Genomic DNA, 15,137 nt, shown 5'->3' on the forward strand with positions numbered 1-15,137 from the left:
GCAGTATTTCGGCGAGTAGCGCAGCTTGGTAGCGCAACTGGTTTGGGACCAGTGGGTCGGAGGTTCGAATCCTCTCTCGCCGACCAATTTTGAACCCCGCTTCGGCGGGGTTTTTTGTTTTCTGTGCATTCCATCACTCTCCCTTCGCAATAAACGCCCGTGGTTAATCATTGCCAAACGGTATTATTTCGCCCTTAAATTCATCGAAGGACGACTTCAGGCAAGGAGCGACTATGCTGCAACAGGTTCCAACGCGTGCTTTTCACGTAATGGCGAAACCGAGCGGTTCAGATTGTAATCTGAACTGTGACTACTGTTTTTATCTCGAAAAACAATCCCTTTACCGCGAACAACCTGTCACGCATATGGACGATGAAATGCTGGAAGCGTATGTCCGTCACTATATCGCTGCCAGCGAACCCCAAAACGAAGTGGCATTTACCTGGCAGGGCGGCGAACCAACGTTACTCGGGCTGGATTTTTACCGTCGTGCAGTGGCGCTACAGGCGAAATATGGTGCTGGCAGGAAGGTAAGTAACAGCTTCCAGACTAACGGTGTGCTGCTTGATGAAGAATGGTGTGCATTTCTGGCAGAAAATCATTTTCTTGTTGGGTTATCGCTGGATGGCCCGGCTGAGATCCACAATCAATATCGCGTGACTAAAGGTGGCAGACCAACGCATAAGCTGGTGATGCGCGCACTTAAACTACTGCAAAAATATCACGTTGATTATAACGTGCTGGCGTGCGTTAACCGCACCAGCGCGCTGCAACCGTTGCAGGTTTATGACTTTTTGCGTGATGCGGGCGTGGAGTTCATCCAGTTTATTCCTGTAGTGGAGCGGCTGGCGGATGAAAAATCTGCCAGCGACGGGCTAAAATTACAGGCGCCTGGTGATATTCAGGGGGAACTGACAGAATGGTCAGTGCGCCCCGATGAATTTGGTGAATTTCTGGTGGCGATATTCGACCACTGGATCAAACGCGACGTCGGCAAGATTTTCGTGATGAATATCGAATGGGCGTTTGCCAATTTTGTCGGTGCGCCGGGTGCGGTTTGCCATCATCAGCCAACCTGTGGACGTTCGGTGATTATTGAGCACAACGGTGACGTTTACGCCTGCGATCACTTTGTTTATCCGCAATATCGGCTGGGGAATATGCTTCAGCAGACCCTCGCAGAAATGGTAGATTCCCCGCAGCAGCAGGCGTTTGGTGAAGATAAATTTAAGCAGTTACCGGCGCAGTGTCGCAGTTGTAACGTGTTAAAAGCATGTTGGGGAGGCTGCCCGAAACACCGCTTTATGCTCGATATCAGCGGCAAACCGGGGCTGAATTATTTGTGTGCCGGGTATCAGCGTTATTTCCGCCATCTACCGCCATATCTTAAAGCAATGGCTGATTTGCTGGCGCACGGTCGCCCGGCCAGCGACATTATGCAGGCACATTTGATGGTGGTGAATAAGTAAAAAAGCGGCCATTTGGAGGCCGCCTGCGGTTGATTGCCGGATAAGGCGTTCACGCCGCATCCGGCAAGGTCAGTGTGGCCCGATGTAGCGATAGCGCCGGCTTAATCAGATTTAATCTGCGCGCGTGGCGGATATTTTTTCAGGATCTCCATATACGCATGCATTTCGGTCTGTAGCGGTACTCCCATCGGAATATGGCGCACGCCGATGGAGTCGCTTTCCTGCGGATCGGTATAGAGATTAAATACCGCAGAGCCCGCCGTTTGCATTACTGTACCGGTGAATCCTCCCTGATATCCGCTCTGGGTATAGGCATATGGCTGCTGAATAAGAACATGATATTTGAACTCATCCATACGCACAGCAGCGAGTTTACCGTTGAGGAAGTAGTGCTCGGCCTTACGGTTAGACTGACCATTTGTTCCCAGGAAGAAGGATGTCTGATCCACGCCATCGATAAAGGTGGTTTTCGGCACTAAATTTGCCACTTTCGCCCCAGGATGACCAGCCAGATCCAGCGCGGTAGGGAAGAGATCTGCCAGATCGACAATACCGTCAGATTTACGCGGTTGGATCATCCCTTTCCAGTAAACGAAAGTCGGTACGCGAACGCCGCCTTCCCAGGTCGAACCTTTAGAGCCACGAAACGGTGTGCGACCGTGCGGCGGCACTTCGGCTTCCGGGCCGTTATCGGAGGTAAAGACAATCAGCGTGTTATCGAGCTGACCGTTTTTCTCCAGTGCTTTATACAGGTTGGCGAACACATCGTTCATCTCAACCATACAGTCGCCGTAAGAGGTGCGCGCCGGAGAACTTCCCGCATATTTTGCGTTCGGGTAGTTATCAAAGTGACAGCCGCGAGTACCGTAATAGAGGAAGAAAGGTTTGTCGCTTTTTGCCATTTTGTCGAGGAACTTAACGCCATATTCCATCCAACGCTGATCCAGATCTTCCATATATTTCGGCGTAATGTCGGCAATGGCTTCCTGTTCACCGCCGCGCACCGCATGAACGTCATCTTTACTGAACGGCAGTTTTTTGATGTATTCAGAACGATCCGGGCTCAGGGCGACTTCCGGGTTTACGTGAACATCACGCCATTCGGTATACATATCGGACACTGAGTTGAAGCCACGGAAATCATCAAAGCCGACGTTCTGTGGCTGCGACTCTTTGTTTTCCCCCATGTGCCATTTCCCGATGGCCTGGGTGACATAGCCTTGATCATGCAGCAGTTGCGGTAGTGTCGTTAACCCTTGCAGACCGCCAGGTTGTCCGTACATCGGCGGCATCAAAATGCCGTGGTGGATGGAATACTGTCCAGTGAGAATCGTTGCGCGGGTTGGTGAAGAACTGGGTTGTGAATAAGCAGACGTTAAAATCAGCCCCTGGCTGGCAACGGCGTCAATATCTGGCGTTGGGTTACCTACTGCCACGCCGCCGCCGTTAAAGCCAACGTCCATCCAGCCTACATCGTCCAGCAAGAAAACAACCACGTTCGGTTTCTTGCCGGTTTTTTTCTCAAGTTCCGCCAGTTTCTGCTGGGTTTCTTTATCCTGCGCCGGATGCTGCATTACTGGCATCATGTTGTCGGCAATAGTGGTCGCCGGTTTAACCAGATACTGGTTTGGGTGATCGTATCCGGCAAAGCCTTTGCGTGCGGTGGCAGTTGACGGGGTATCTGCTGCGCTGGCCATGAGAGGAAGAGCGGCGGCGACAGCAACAACAAGAAGTTTGGGTGAAAACGAAAATTCCATGCAAAATGCTCCGGTTTCATGTCATCAAAATGATGACGTAATTAAGCATTGATAATTGAGATCCTTCTCCCTGATAAAATAGTTATATAAATAATTTATGGAAATATATTATTTATATACTGTGGGAATGTATATGAATATCAGGAGAGCATTTTCAATCCTACCTCCAGCGTGGCGGATATGTAAGGCTGGTTTATTATATATTATTGATTATTTATGCTGTTTTTATTTTGAATTCAATTAATATTTATATTGCCTATTTAACGACTTTAATTATTCATGAAATATATAATCGCGGTTGCCAGATTTGAGATAACATTCACTAATGTAATTATTGCAAGTGCATGAAAACAGGGTACAGAATTGTCTCATAACAAGTATTAAAGGATGTTATTTCCAGGGTCAGTGTGGCATAATAATTGGGTAGATGCTCATTCCATCTCTTATGTTCGCCTTAGTGCCTCATAAACTTAGGAATGACGCAGAGCCGTTTACGGTGCTTATCGTCCACTGACAGATGTCGCTTTTGCCTCATCAGACACCATGGACACAACGTTGAGTGAAGCACCCACTTGTTGTCATACAGACCTGTTTTAACGCCTGCTCCGTAATAAGAGCAGGCGTTTTTTTATGTATCAGAAAGCCCCCGGAGGTGCTTGCCTCCGGGTGAGAGAGAACTATTGCGGCGGGTTGTTCTGTAAGGTCAGCATTAAACCGTCGCGGCGCATCGCTGCGGCTTCTTCCGGCTTGTGCAGTCTGTCCAGCACGTCGGCAAGCCATGCATAATCATAGGCGTCCGGGCGTTGTTTCAGCGCCGCACGGAAGGCGAGGGATGCTTCCTGCCATTCGCCATGTTTCATCAGCGACTGACCCAATGTGCTCCATAACAGCGGGCGATCGCCCACGTTTTTGATCTGTTGGCGCAGCACTTTTTCCAGTTGTTCTGGATTGTTGGTTTTCAGGCGTGGGATCGGCAGCAGCAAACGATCGTCATACTGGTGTTTCAGGCCGTCGATGATAATTTGCTGGGCGGTGTCATGGTCATCACACTCAATAAGATGTTCCGCCATTGCCACCTGCAACGCCACCTGATGACGCGTTTTCCGGCTTTGATTTTTCCACCAGTTACGCAAGCCTTCACTACCGTCATCAGCCCGCGCCTGATCCATCAGACCAATCCATGCCTGTTGTTCCAGTGCGGCGCGGTGTTCTTCATCGCTAACGTGGGCTTTCGCCATTGATGGGATGATGTCCAGTAGCGAACTCCATGCGCCCGTGCGGATATAAGCCTGTTCAGCCAGACGTAATACTTCTGGATGGCGTGGCGTTACTTCCAACAACTTATCCACGCCGTGGCGTGCTGCATGGTTTTCATTACGCGCCAGTTGCAGGCGAACGCGGGCGATTTCTACCGGAATGGTATCATTGCCCGCCAGTTCCGCCGCGCGTTCCAGATGCTGATTGGCGCGCGATTCATCACCACGCTGTTGCGCGGCTTCGGCAGCCAGCAAATAGTTCACTACGGGTTGCTCAGCATGATCGGCATTTTTCGCCATCAGCTTTTCGACTTGCTGATAATCACCTTCCGCCAGTTTCAGCAGCGCCTGTTCGGTCTGTTTACGCGCGCGGCGACGTTTACGCCCGACAAACCAACCGCGAGTGTGCGCGCCTGTGCGGAAAATCCGTCGCAGTAACCATTCGATAGCAAACAGCACCACCATAGCCAGAATCAAAATGATTGCCAGTCCCGTGACGCTGGTTTCGATATTGTAGTTATCCGTCTGGATCAGTACGTAACCCTGATGTCCGGCAATCATTGGGCCAACGACGATGCCTGCAATCAGCAACACAAAGAGCAATAACACTTTTAGCATGGTTATTCTCCTTGCGGCGCGGCTGCCGGTGTATCAGCTTGCGGTGCAGGTGCAGCCTCCGCTACTGGTGTTACTGGTTGCGCCAGCAGATTGCGCACGCGAGTCTGCATCAGTTTTTCCAGCATTGCCTGGCTTTGCAGGGTTTCCGGGAGATCCATCGAGATATTTTGCTGACTTAACTGATCCACCTCGTCGAGGAACGCTTTGGTGGTGGCATCGTCAGTATCGTAGTAAGCACGTACCCAGGTGGAGACGTTCTCCAGCGCCTGGCGGTAAGTCTCTTGCTGATGGCGTGGTACAGCTTGTGCCGCGACCAGCAGGCGAGAGCGAATATTTTCGCGCAGATAGATATCCTGATTCGGTGCTAACAGCGGTACGGCGGTGTCATCACGACGGCGAATCGTAATGAAGTTGTCCATAAAGTTCTGCCAGCTTTTTTGCAGATTGATGCGCCATTCGCTGATGGAGCTGGAAAGCTCTTCACCATCGGAATCCATCGGCGAACCGTCGCTATCATTATCGGCCAGACGCAGGTTATCAACCTGATTAGAAAGCTGATTCAGCTTGAGGATGATGCCGTCATAATCTACCTGCGAGACCGCAGAAAGGCTGGCGATATCATCGGTAATTGCCCGGCGAACGGTAATAAGACTTGGGTCATTCATATCCGCCAGGCTGGCGTCTGCGCTTTTCAGCAATGCCGCAGCGGTAGTGACGTCCTGATCGCTCCACAACTTACGTCCGGCGAGCTTCACAAGGAAATCAGCCTGCGCCAGCAGCCAGGTCTTGGCATCACTACCTGAGATAGTGGCGACCTTTTGTTGAACTTCATCCAGCTGTTTGGCCAGCGTTTCCTGCTGACGATTTGCCTGCTCTAGCTGTGTAGCCTGTTGCTTGATGATGCTTTCCAGCTCGGCTTTTTGGCTCTCCTGGGCTTTTTGCAGAGCCGCGAGATGGTTAGCCAGAACATCACTGGTGGTCGTCTGATTGACGGCCTGTTGTTTACCCCAGCCATACAAACCGACACCTGCAGCCAGAGCAATAGCGATAGCCACCGCACTTAAAATCAGAGCAGTACTGTTATTACTCTTTTTTTCTACTGTGACAGATTGTGGCGTGGTGTCCACGACCTCCCTGGTCTCTTCAACCACGGCGGAGGTTTTTTCTTGTTCCGTCATTATGGCTTCCTGTTATGAGAGTTATTGTAATGCCCGTAAAAGCGCATCGTTGTCTGCGTTATCGGCGACCTTAATATCTTTCCAGCCCAGTTCCCGGGCGAGTTTCGCCAGACGCTCGCTGACGACCAGTAGTCGACAGCGTAGTAACCAGTGCTCACGATACCATCGTGGAATCAGCGACCAGAGCTGTTGCAGCATTTCACCGCTGGTAACAACGATCGTTGTCACTTCGCGAGTTTGCCAGCGCATCGCTTCTTCTGCACCATCGTAATGAATGGCGCATCGTTGATAACATTCGCAAAAAATGACTTCAGCACCGCGTGCCGTCAGGGTGTCCCCGATCAGCTCACGACCGCCGTTGCCACGTAAAATTAGCGCACGTTTGCCTGCAATATTTTGTAATTCAGGTAATTGTAGCAAGACTTCGCTGATTTCCCGATCCTGCGGATAACGAACTTCGTGTCTGCTCACGGTATGCAGCGCCAGTGCAGTAGTGCGACCAATGGCGAAATAAGCGGGTAGGGCGGGCCACTGGAGACCTTGCTGATGCAGTTGCGACTGTGCAAAAGCAACGGCATGTTGCGAAAGGGCAAATAGTAGATCTCCTTCGCTCAGTGCCGCCAGCTGGTCGGCAAGTTGTGGCAGTTGCCGACCCGGAGAAAACTCAATCAGCGGAAAATGCCAGGCCACCTGTCCCAGTGCGCGCAGACGGCTCACTAACTCTTCTCCTGCGGGAGATGGGCGGGTGACCAGGATACTCATGCTGGCGCATCTCCGCTGTAAACTTCGGCGAGGATCTCGCGCGCGCCGTTATTCAGTAGCTCTTCCGCCAGCGAAATGCCCATTTGCTCGGCAGCCTGCGGCGAGCCACGGCGCTCACCGCGAATAATCTGCGAACCGTCCGGTGCGCCAACCAGCGCACGCAGCCAGATTTCGCCATTGATAAGTTCGGCATAGCTACCAATCGGCACCTGACAACCGCCTTCGAGGCGGGTATTCATGGCACGTTCGGCGGTGACGCGCAGCGCCGTTTCGTGGTGATTCAGCGCGGCGAGTACCTCGCGGGTGCGCGAATCATCCAGGCGGCATTCAATGCCTACTGCACCTTGTCCTACTGCTGGAAGAGAAACTTCAGGCGGCAGCGCAGCACGAATGCGAGACTCCAGCCCTAAACGTTTTAAGCCAGCCACAGCAAGAATAATGGCATCGTATTCGCCATTATCCAGTTTACTCAGACGAGTACCGACATTGCCGCGCAGAGAACGGATAATGAGATCCGGACGGCGTTCAGCCAGTTGGCACTGGCGGCGTAAGCTGGAAGTACCGACGATGCTGCCTGCGGGTAACGCATCCAGACTTTCATAGTTATTGGAAACAAAGGCATCGCGAGGATCTTCGCGCTCGCAAATGGTGACCAGCCCCAGACCTTGCGGAAATTCAACCGGCACATCTTTCATTGAATGCACGGCGATATCGGCACGGTTTTCCAGGAGCGCGACCTCCAGCTCTTTCACAAATAAGCCTTTTCCGCCAACCTTCGCCAGCGGCGTATCAAGAATCACATCGCCGCGCGTCACCATCGGCACCAGTTCAACCACCAGCCCTGGATGGCTCGCCATCAACTTGTCTTTGACATAATGTGCCTGCCAGAGTGCAAGTGGGCTTTGGCGTGTGGCAATTCTTAAAACATTGTCTAACATGCTTGTTACCGTCATTATCATCCATGGTCCATCCTAACATCCTTGCCGGAGCGATGTCAGTGTTGTGGTGAAACGTCGATGCCTGTGTAAAACGTAAAATGTAGCCAGGCGGTGGTTCCTGACAGGCGCTTCAAGCCGTCGTAATAAGGAATTTACAGAGAATAAACGGTGCTACACTTGTATGTAGCGCATCTTTCTTTACGGTCAACCGGCAAGGTGTTAAATTGATCACGTTTTAGACCATTTTTTCGTCGTGAAACTAAAAAAACCAGGCGCGGAAAGTGGTACGGTTACCTTTGACATACGAAATATCCCGAATGCCGCGTGTTTCCGTTGATGTTGGCGGAATCACAGACATGACGGGTAGCAAATCAGGCGATACGTCTTGTACCTCTATATTGAGACTCTGAAACAGAGACTGGATGCCATAAATCAATTGCGCGTGGATCGCGCGCTTGCTGCTATGGGGCCTGCATTCCAACAGGTCTACAGTCTGCTGCCGACATTGTTGCACTATCACCATCCGCTAATGCCGGGTTACCTTGATGGTAATGTTCCCAGGGGCATTTGCCTTTACACGCCTGATGAAACCCAACGCCACTACCTGAACGAACTGGAACTGTATCGTGGAATGTCAGTACAGGACCCGCCAAAAGGCGAGCTTCCGATTACTGGCGTATACACCATGGGCAGCACCTCGTCTATAGGGCAAAGCTGTTCCTCCGATCTGGATATCTGGGTCTGCCATCAATCCTGGCTCGATAGCGAAGAGCGCCAGTTACTACAACGTAAATGCAGTCTGCTGGAAAGCTGGGCCGCCTCGCTGGGCGTGGAAGTCAGCTTCTTCCTGATTGATGAAAACCGTTTCCGCCATAATGAAAGTGGCAGTCTGGGGGGGGAAGATTGTGGCTCTACCCAGCATATACTGCTGCTTGACGAATTTTATCGTACCGCCGTGCGTCTCGCCGGTAAGCGTATTCTGTGGAATATGGTGCCGTGCGACGAAGAGGAGCATTACGATGACTACGTAATGACGCTCTACGCGCAGGGTGTATTAACGCCAAATGAATGGCTGGATCTCGGTGGCTTAAGCTCGCTTTCCGCTGAAGAGTACTTTGGTGCCAGCCTTTGGCAACTCTACAAAAGTATCGATTCTCCGTACAAAGCGGTGCTGAAAACACTGTTGCTGGAAGCTTATTCCTGGGAATATCCAGACCCACGCCTGCTGGCGAAAGATATCAAACAGCGTTTGCACGACGGCGAGATAGTGTCATTTGGTCTCGATCCGTACTGCATGATGCTGGAACGCGTTACTGAATATTTGACGGCAATTGAAGATTTCACCCGTCTGGATTTAGTGCGCCGCTGCTTCTATTTAAAAGTGTGCGAAAAACTCAGCCGCGAGCGCGCTTGCGTAGGCTGGCGTCGGGAAGTCTTAAGCCAACTGGTAAAAGAGTGGGGATGGGACGAAGCCCGTCTGGCGATGCTCGATAATCGCGCCAACTGGAAGATTGATCAGGTGCGTGAAGCGCACAACGAGTTGCTTGATGCAATGATGCAGAGCTACCGTAATCTGATCCGCTTTGCCCGTCGCAATAATCTTAGCGTTTCCGCCAGCCCGCAGGATATCGGCGTGCTGACGCGTAAACTGTACGCTGCGTTTGAAGCATTACCGGGGAAAGTGACGCTGGTAAACCCGCAGATTTCACCGGATCTTTCCGAGCCAAACCTGACCTTTATTTATGTACCGCCGGGCCGCGCTAATCGTTCTGGCTGGTATCTGTATAATCGTGCGCCGACAATCGAGTCGATCATCAGCCATCAGCCGCTGGAATATAACCGCTATCTGAATAAGCTGGTGGCCTGGGCGTGGTTTAATGGCTTGCTGACATCACGAACGCATTTGTTTATTAAAGGCAACGGCATTGTCGATCTGCCTAAGTTGCAAGAGATGGTGGCTGATGTGTCGCACCATTTCCCGTTGCGCTTACCTGCGCCGACGCCGAAGGCGCTCTACAGTCCTTGTGAGATCCGCCATCTGGCGATTATCGTCAACCTGGAATATGACCCGACGACAGCGTTTCGTAATCAGGTAGTACATTTCGATTTCCGTAAGCTGGATGTCTTCAGCTTTGGCGAAGAACAAAAATGCCTGGTGGGTAGTGTTGATCTGTTGTATCGCAACTCGTGGAATGAAGTGCGTACGCTACATTTCAACGGCGAGCAGTCGATGATTGAAGCCCTGAAAACGATTCTTGGCAAAATGCATCAGGACGCCGCTCCGCCTGATAGCGTAGAAGTCTTCTGCTACAGTCAGCATCTGCGCGGATTAATCCGTACTCGCGTGCAACAACTGGTTTCTGAGTGTATCGAACTGCGTCTTTCCAGCACTCGCCAGGAAACCGGGCGCTTCAAGGCGCTGCGCGTTTCTGGTCAAACCTGGGGCTTGTTCTTCGAACGCCTGAATGTGTCTGTGCAGAAACTGGAAAATGCTATCGAGTTTTATGGCGCGATCTCGCATAACAAACTGCATGGTTTGTCAGTGCAGGTTGAGACCAATCACGTCAAATTACCGGCAGTAGTGGATGGCTTTGCCAGCGAAGGGATCATCCAGTTCTTCTTCGAAGAAACGCACGATGAGAACGGCTTTAATATCTATATTCTCGATGAAAGCAATCGAGTTGAGGTGTATCACCACTGCGAAGGTAGTAAAGAGGAGCTGGTGCGTGACGTCAGCCGTTTCTACTCGTCATCGCACGACCGTTTCACTTACGGCTCCAGTTTCATCAACTTCAACCTGCCGCAGTTCTATCAGATTGTGAAGGTCGATGGTCGCGAACAGGTCATTCCGTTCCGTACCAAATCTATCGGCAACATGCCGCCAGCCAATCAGGATAATGACACGCCGCTGTTACAGCAGTATTTTTCGTGATGAGTATGCCGGAAAGCGAGGCTTATCCGGCATGAAACCTTAACGGAAGCTCACCCTCTCTCCCGCCTGCTGCGTCGCCGCCTGTTCCAGCAAATCCCAGAAGGTTTCGCCACTGCGATCGCAAATCCATTCGTCGCCTTTCAGATCAAAGTGGTAGCCGCCCTGTTTGGTTGCCAGCCATACCTGGTGCAGCGGTTCCTGGCGGTTGATAATGATTTTGCTGCCGTTTTCAAAGGTAATGGTCAGTACGCCGCCGTTGATTTCGCAGTCGATATCGCTGTCGCCATCCCAGTCGTCCAGGTGTTCTTCAATGGTTAGCCACAGTTGGTCAGCCAGGCGATGAAATTCACTGTCGTTCATTGTTGTATCCTGTTTTTACGTGATGGCGGCAGTATAGCGGCCTGGCGTCAGGGCATCAAAGTTTGCCCGTCTGCTGCTGCGTTCCGGCATGATTCCTCCGTCATCGGAATAATAATGTCTCTGTTTTGAATTTCACGCGCATCTTCCTCTCTGACGTGTGTTTTCGCCGGGCAGGGGGAGGGTGTAACCCTTACCTCTGTATCGGTCCAGGTATAAACATTGCGATAGTGCATAAAGCCATCCTGGCGCGAGGTGCCGATCACGAAACTACCAGCAAAACATAAATCCTCTCTTGTAAGCGTTATACTCGCAGCAATTCCTCACTTTTCAGACTTCATAAAGAGTCGCTAAACGCTTGCTTTTACGTCTTCTCCTGCGATGATAGAAAGCAGAAAGCGATGAACTTTACAGGCAATCCATAATGAAAAACGTGTTTAAAGCACTCACTGTATTACTTACTCTTTTCAGCCTGACGGGCTGCGGTTTGAAAGGTCCGCTCTATTTCCCGCCCGCAGATAAAAATGCGCCACCGCCGACTAAACCGGTAGATACGCAAACACAATCCACGTTGCCGGATAAAAACGACCGCGCCACTGGCGATGGCCCATCTCAGGTGAATTACTAAAAGTCAGTTTCTGTACCCGCGTGATTGGAGTAAATGATGCAGTTCTCGAAAATGCATGGCCTTGGCAACGATTTTATGGTCGTCGACGCGGTAACGCAGAATGTCTTTTTTTCACCGGATCTGATTCGTCGCCTGGCGGATCGGCACCTGGGTGTGGGTTTTGATCAGCTACTGGTGGTCGAGCCGCCGTACGATCCAGAACTGGATTTCCACTATCGCATTTTCAATGCTGACGGTAGTGAAGTGGCGCAGTGTGGCAACGGTGCACGCTGCTTTGCCCGCTTTGTACGCCTGAAAGGGCTGACCAATAAGCGCGATATTCGCGTCAGCACTGCCAATGGTCGGATGGTACTGACCGTCACTGATGACGATCTGGTACGGGTAAATATGGGTGAACCAAATTTCGAACCTTCCGCCGTGCCATTTCGCGCCAACAAAGCGGAAAAGACCTATATCATGCGCGCCGCCGAGCAGACAATCTTGTGCGGCGTGGTGTCGATGGGAAATCCGCACTGCGTGATTCAGGTCGATGATGTCGATACTGCGGCGGTAGAAACACTGGGGCCTGTTCTGGAAAGCCACGAACGTTTCCCGGAACGTGCCAACATCGGTTTTATGCAAGTGGTTAAGCGCGAGCATATTCGTTTACGTGTCTATGAACGTGGTGCAGGAGAAACCCAGGCCTGCGGCAGCGGCGCGTGTGCGGCGGTAGCGGTAGGGATTCAGCAAGGTTTGCTGGCCGAAGAAGTTCGTGTGGAACTCCCTGGCGGTCGCCTTGATATTGCCTGGAAAGGTCCGGGTCATCCGTTATATATGACGGGTCCGGCAGTACATGTTTACGACGGATTTATTCATCTATGAAGCAACCAGGGGAAGAACTACAGGAAACACTCACGGAGCTTGATGACCGGGCGGTTGTCGATTATCTGATTAAAAATCCTGAGTTTTTTATCCGCAATGCGCACGCAGTAGAGTCAATTCGTGTGCCGCATCCGGTACGTGGCACCGTTTCACTCGTCGAATGGCATATGGCTCGCGCGCGTAACCATATTCATGTTCTGGAAGAGAACATGGCGCTGTTGATGGAACAGGCTATCGCTAACGAAGGCCTGTTTTATCGCTTACTCTATTTGCAGCGCACTCTTACTGCCGCCAGCAGCCTCGACGATATGCTAATGCGCTTTCACCGCTGGGCTCGCGATCTCGGCCTGGCTGGCGCGAGTGTGCGCCTGTTTCCGGATCGCTGGCGTTTAGGTGCGCCGTCGAACCATACCCATCTGGCATTAAGCCGTCAGGCTTTCGAACCGCTGCGTATTCAGCGTCTGGGGCAGGAACAGCATTATCTGGGGCCGCTTAACGGGCCGGAACTGCTGGTGGTGCTGCCGGAAGCGAAAGCGGTGGGGTCGGTGGCGATGTCGATGCTGGGAAGTGATGCTGATCTTGGTGTGGTGCTGTTCACCAGTCGCGATGCCAACCATTATCAACAAGGGCAGGGAACGCAGTTACTCCATGAAATTGCGCTGATGATGCCGGAGCTTCTGGAGCGTTGGATTGAACGCGTATGACCGATTTACATACCGATGTGGAACGCTACCTACGTTATCTCGGCGTAGAGCGTCAGCTTAGCCCAATTACCCTGGTTAACTACCAGCGCCAGCTTGAGGCGATCATTGATTTTGCCAGTGAAAACGGCCTGCAAAGCTGGCAGCAATGTGATGTGACGATGGTGCGCAATTTTGCTGTACGCAGTCGCCGTAAGGGGCTGGGCGCGGCAAGCCTCGCATTACGGCTTTCCGCGCTACGTAGCTTTTTTGACTGGCTGGTCAGCCAGAACGAACTCAAAGCTAACCCGGCGAAAGGTGTTTCGGCACCGAAAGCGCCGCGTCATCTGCCGAAAAATATCGATGTCGATGATATGAATCGGCTGCTGGATATTGATATCAACGATCCCCTTGCTGTACGCGACCGTGCAATGCTGGAAGTGATGTACGGCGCGGGGCTGCGTCTTTCCGAGCTGGTGGGGCTGGATATAAAACACCTCGACCTGGAGTCCGGCGAAGTGTGGGTGATGGGGAAAGGCAGCAAAGAGCGCCGCCTGCCGATTGGTCGCAACGCCGTAGCGTGGATTGAGCACTGGCTTGATTTGCGTGACCTGTTTGGTAGCGAAGACGACGCGCTTTTCCTGTCGAAACTGGGCAAGCGTATCTCCGCGCGTAATGTGCAGAAACGCTTTGCCGAATGGGGCATAAAACAGGGGCTGAATAATCACGTTCACCCGCATAAATTACGTCACTCATTCGCCACGCATATGCTGGAGTCGAGTGGTGATCTGCGTGGTGTGCAAGAGCTGTTGGGTCATGCCAATCTCTCAACCACACAAATCTATACTCATCTTGATTTTCAACACCTTGCCTCGGTGTATGATGCGGCGCATCCACGCGCCAAACGGGGGAAATAATGCGTTTTTACCGGCCTTTGGGGCGCATCTCGGCGCTCACCTTTGACCTGGATGATACCCTTTACGACAACCGTCCGGTGATTTTGCGCACCGAGCGGGAGGCGCTGACTTTTGTGCAAAATTATCATCCGGCGCTGCGCAGCTTCCAGAATGAAGATCTGCAACGTCTGCGCCAGGCGGTACGGGAAGCGGAACCCGAGATTTATCACGACGTGACGCGCTGGCGTTTTCGCTCGATTGAACAAGCGATGCTTGACGCCGGGCTGAGCGCGGAAGAAGCCAGCGCAGGCGCACACGCGGCGATGATCAACTTTGCCAAATGGCGCAGCCGAATCGATGTTCCGCAGCAAACCCACGACACCTTAAAACAGCTGGCGAAGAAATGGCCGCTGGTAGCGATCACCAACGGTAACGCGCAGCCGGAACTGTTTGGTCTGGGCGACTACTTTGAGTTTGTGCTGCGCGCTGGCCCGCACGGGCGCTCGAAACCGTTCAGCGATATGTACTTTCTGGCGGCAGAAAAACTCAATGTGCCGATCGGCGAGATCTTACATGTAGGTGACGATCTTACCACCGACGTGGGTGGGGCGATCCGCAGCGGAATGCAGGCCTGTTGGATCAGGCCGGAAAATGGCTGCCTGATGCAAACCTGGGACAGCCGTTTACTGCCGCATCTGGAAATTTCCCGGTTGGCATCTCTGACCTCGCTGATATAATCAGCAAATCTGTATATATACCCAGCTTTTTGGCGGAGGGCGTTGCGCTTCTCCGCCCAACCTATTTT

13 protein-coding genes, 1 tRNA gene and 1 pseudogene are annotated in these 15,137 nt (G+C 52.1%); 8 read left to right on the top strand and 7 right to left on the bottom strand.

Annotated elements, in window-relative coordinates; all coding sequences use genetic code 11:
• Positions 1 to 9: 9 nt before the first annotated feature.
• Both A7098_RS16240 and A7098_RS16245 read left to right on the top strand, forming a co-directional pair.
• A tRNA-Pro gene (locus A7098_RS16240) sits at positions 10 to 86 on the top strand.
• A 147-nt stretch (positions 87 to 233) separates the two neighbouring features.
• Complete coding sequence (locus A7098_RS16245; protein WP_000941566.1) at positions 234 to 1,469, top strand: anaerobic sulfatase maturase; 1,236 nt, start codon at positions 234 to 236, stop codon at positions 1,467 to 1,469.
• A gap of 101 nt (positions 1,470 to 1,570) precedes the next feature.
• Here A7098_RS16245 and aslA read toward each other — a convergent pair whose 3' ends face one another.
• The 5 genes from aslA to hemC form a co-directional block, all read right to left on the bottom strand.
• A complete protein-coding gene (gene aslA / locus A7098_RS16250; RefSeq protein WP_105281094.1) occupies positions 1,571 to 3,226 on the bottom strand; it encodes an arylsulfatase AslA in 1,656 nt (551 codons plus the stop codon).
• Between the two features lie 677 nt (positions 3,227 to 3,903).
• Complete coding sequence (hemY, locus tag A7098_RS16255) at positions 3,904 to 5,100, bottom strand: protoheme IX biogenesis protein HemY (RefSeq protein WP_000921807.1); 1,197 nt, start codon at positions 5,098 to 5,100, stop codon at positions 3,904 to 3,906.
• Positions 5,101 to 5,102: 2 nt separating this feature from the next.
• On the bottom strand, positions 5,103 to 6,278 hold the full coding sequence (hemX, locus tag A7098_RS16260; RefSeq protein ID WP_105281095.1) for a uroporphyrinogen-III C-methyltransferase: 1,176 nt from the start codon (positions 6,276 to 6,278) through the stop codon (positions 5,103 to 5,105).
• Between the two features lie 21 nt (positions 6,279 to 6,299).
• The gene (gene hemD, locus A7098_RS16265; RefSeq protein WP_105281096.1) at positions 6,300 to 7,040 is read right to left on the bottom strand and encodes a uroporphyrinogen-III synthase; all 741 of its coding nucleotides are present in this window, start codon (positions 7,038 to 7,040) and stop codon (positions 6,300 to 6,302) included.
• Positions 7,037 to 7,978, bottom strand: a complete 942-nt coding sequence (hemC, locus tag A7098_RS16270) for a hydroxymethylbilane synthase (RefSeq protein WP_105281097.1) — start codon at positions 7,976 to 7,978, stop codon at positions 7,037 to 7,039. The genes hemD and hemC overlap by 4 nt, the downstream gene beginning before the upstream one ends.
• Positions 7,979 to 8,363: 385 nt before the next feature.
• Here hemC and cyaA point away from each other — a divergent pair, with 385 nt between their 5' ends.
• On the top strand, positions 8,364 to 10,910 hold the full coding sequence (cyaA, locus tag A7098_RS16280) for a class I adenylate cyclase (RefSeq protein WP_000281706.1): 2,547 nt from the start codon (positions 8,364 to 8,366) through the stop codon (positions 10,908 to 10,910).
• Between the two features lie 39 nt (positions 10,911 to 10,949).
• On the opposite strand, the gene cyaY is transcribed toward cyaA, so the two are convergent.
• Together cyaY and A7098_RS23975 are read right to left on the bottom strand one after the other, a co-directional pair.
• Entirely contained in the window at positions 10,950 to 11,270 is a 321-nt protein-coding gene (cyaY, locus tag A7098_RS16285) for an iron donor protein CyaY (RefSeq protein WP_000999935.1), read from the bottom strand.
• A 47-nt stretch (positions 11,271 to 11,317) separates the two neighbouring features.
• Positions 11,318 to 11,494 (bottom strand): annotated as a pseudogene (locus A7098_RS23975) (DKNYY family protein); the annotation flags it as partial.
• A 197-nt stretch (positions 11,495 to 11,691) separates the two neighbouring features.
• Between A7098_RS23975 and A7098_RS16290 the strand changes: the two are divergent.
• The 5 genes from A7098_RS16290 to yigB are packed head-to-tail and all read left to right on the top strand — an operon-like array spanning position 11,692 to position 15,069.
• The gene (locus tag A7098_RS16290) at positions 11,692 to 11,895 is read left to right on the top strand and encodes a lipoprotein (protein WP_000799886.1); all 204 of its coding nucleotides are present in this window, start codon (positions 11,692 to 11,694) and stop codon (positions 11,893 to 11,895) included.
• A 36-nt stretch (positions 11,896 to 11,931) separates the two neighbouring features.
• Complete coding sequence (gene dapF, locus A7098_RS16295; protein WP_001160645.1) at positions 11,932 to 12,756, top strand: diaminopimelate epimerase; 825 nt, start codon at positions 11,932 to 11,934, stop codon at positions 12,754 to 12,756.
• A complete protein-coding gene (locus A7098_RS16300) occupies positions 12,753 to 13,460 on the top strand; it encodes a DUF484 domain-containing protein (RefSeq protein WP_000812782.1) in 708 nt (235 codons plus the stop codon). Before dapF ends, A7098_RS16300 begins: the two co-directional genes overlap by 4 nt.
• The gene (gene xerC / locus A7098_RS16305) at positions 13,457 to 14,353 is read left to right on the top strand and encodes a tyrosine recombinase XerC (RefSeq protein WP_032226917.1); all 897 of its coding nucleotides are present in this window, start codon (positions 13,457 to 13,459) and stop codon (positions 14,351 to 14,353) included. Before A7098_RS16300 ends, xerC begins: the two co-directional genes overlap by 4 nt.
• Positions 14,353 to 15,069 (top strand): 5-amino-6-(5-phospho-D-ribitylamino)uracil phosphatase YigB, encoded by a 717-nt coding sequence (yigB, locus tag A7098_RS16310; RefSeq protein ID WP_001213580.1) that lies wholly within the window; start codon positions 14,353 to 14,355, stop codon positions 15,067 to 15,069. Before xerC ends, yigB begins: the two co-directional genes overlap by 1 nt.
• Positions 15,070 to 15,137 lie beyond the last annotated feature (68 nt).

It is taken from the genome of Escherichia sp. MOD1-EC7011 (genome assembly GCF_002965005.1).
Classification (GTDB): domain Bacteria; phylum Pseudomonadota; class Gammaproteobacteria; order Enterobacterales; family Enterobacteriaceae; genus Escherichia; species Escherichia ruysiae.

Bases quoted from the DNA above. Each gene is read 5' to 3' on its own strand.
- hemD (WP_105281096.1), bottom strand. From the start codon at position 7,040: ATGAGTATCCTGGTCACCCGCCCATCTCCCGCAGGAGAAGAGTTAGTG.
- hemC (WP_105281097.1), bottom strand. From the start codon at position 7,978: ATGTTAGACAATGTTTTAAGAATTGCCACACGCCAAAGCCCACTTGCA.
- yigB (WP_001213580.1), top strand. From the start codon at position 14,353: ATGCGTTTTTACCGGCCTTTGGGGCGCATCTCGGCGCTCACCTTTGAC.
- hemY (WP_000921807.1), bottom strand. From the start codon at position 5,100: ATGCTAAAAGTGTTATTGCTCTTTGTGTTGCTGATTGCAGGCATCGTC.
- A7098_RS16290 (WP_000799886.1), top strand. From the start codon at position 11,692: ATGAAAAACGTGTTTAAAGCACTCACTGTATTACTTACTCTTTTCAGC.
- A7098_RS16245 (WP_000941566.1), top strand. From the start codon at position 234: ATGCTGCAACAGGTTCCAACGCGTGCTTTTCACGTAATGGCGAAACCG.
- hemX (WP_105281095.1), bottom strand. From the start codon at position 6,278: ATGACGGAACAAGAAAAAACCTCCGCCGTGGTTGAAGAGACCAGGGAG.
- A7098_RS16300 (WP_000812782.1), top strand. From the start codon at position 12,753: ATGAAGCAACCAGGGGAAGAACTACAGGAAACACTCACGGAGCTTGAT.
- xerC (WP_032226917.1), top strand. From the start codon at position 13,457: ATGACCGATTTACATACCGATGTGGAACGCTACCTACGTTATCTCGGC.
- cyaY (WP_000999935.1), bottom strand. From the start codon at position 11,270: ATGAACGACAGTGAATTTCATCGCCTGGCTGACCAACTGTGGCTAACC.
- dapF (WP_001160645.1), top strand. From the start codon at position 11,932: ATGCAGTTCTCGAAAATGCATGGCCTTGGCAACGATTTTATGGTCGTC.
- aslA (WP_105281094.1), bottom strand. From the start codon at position 3,226: ATGGAATTTTCGTTTTCACCCAAACTTCTTGTTGTTGCTGTCGCCGCC.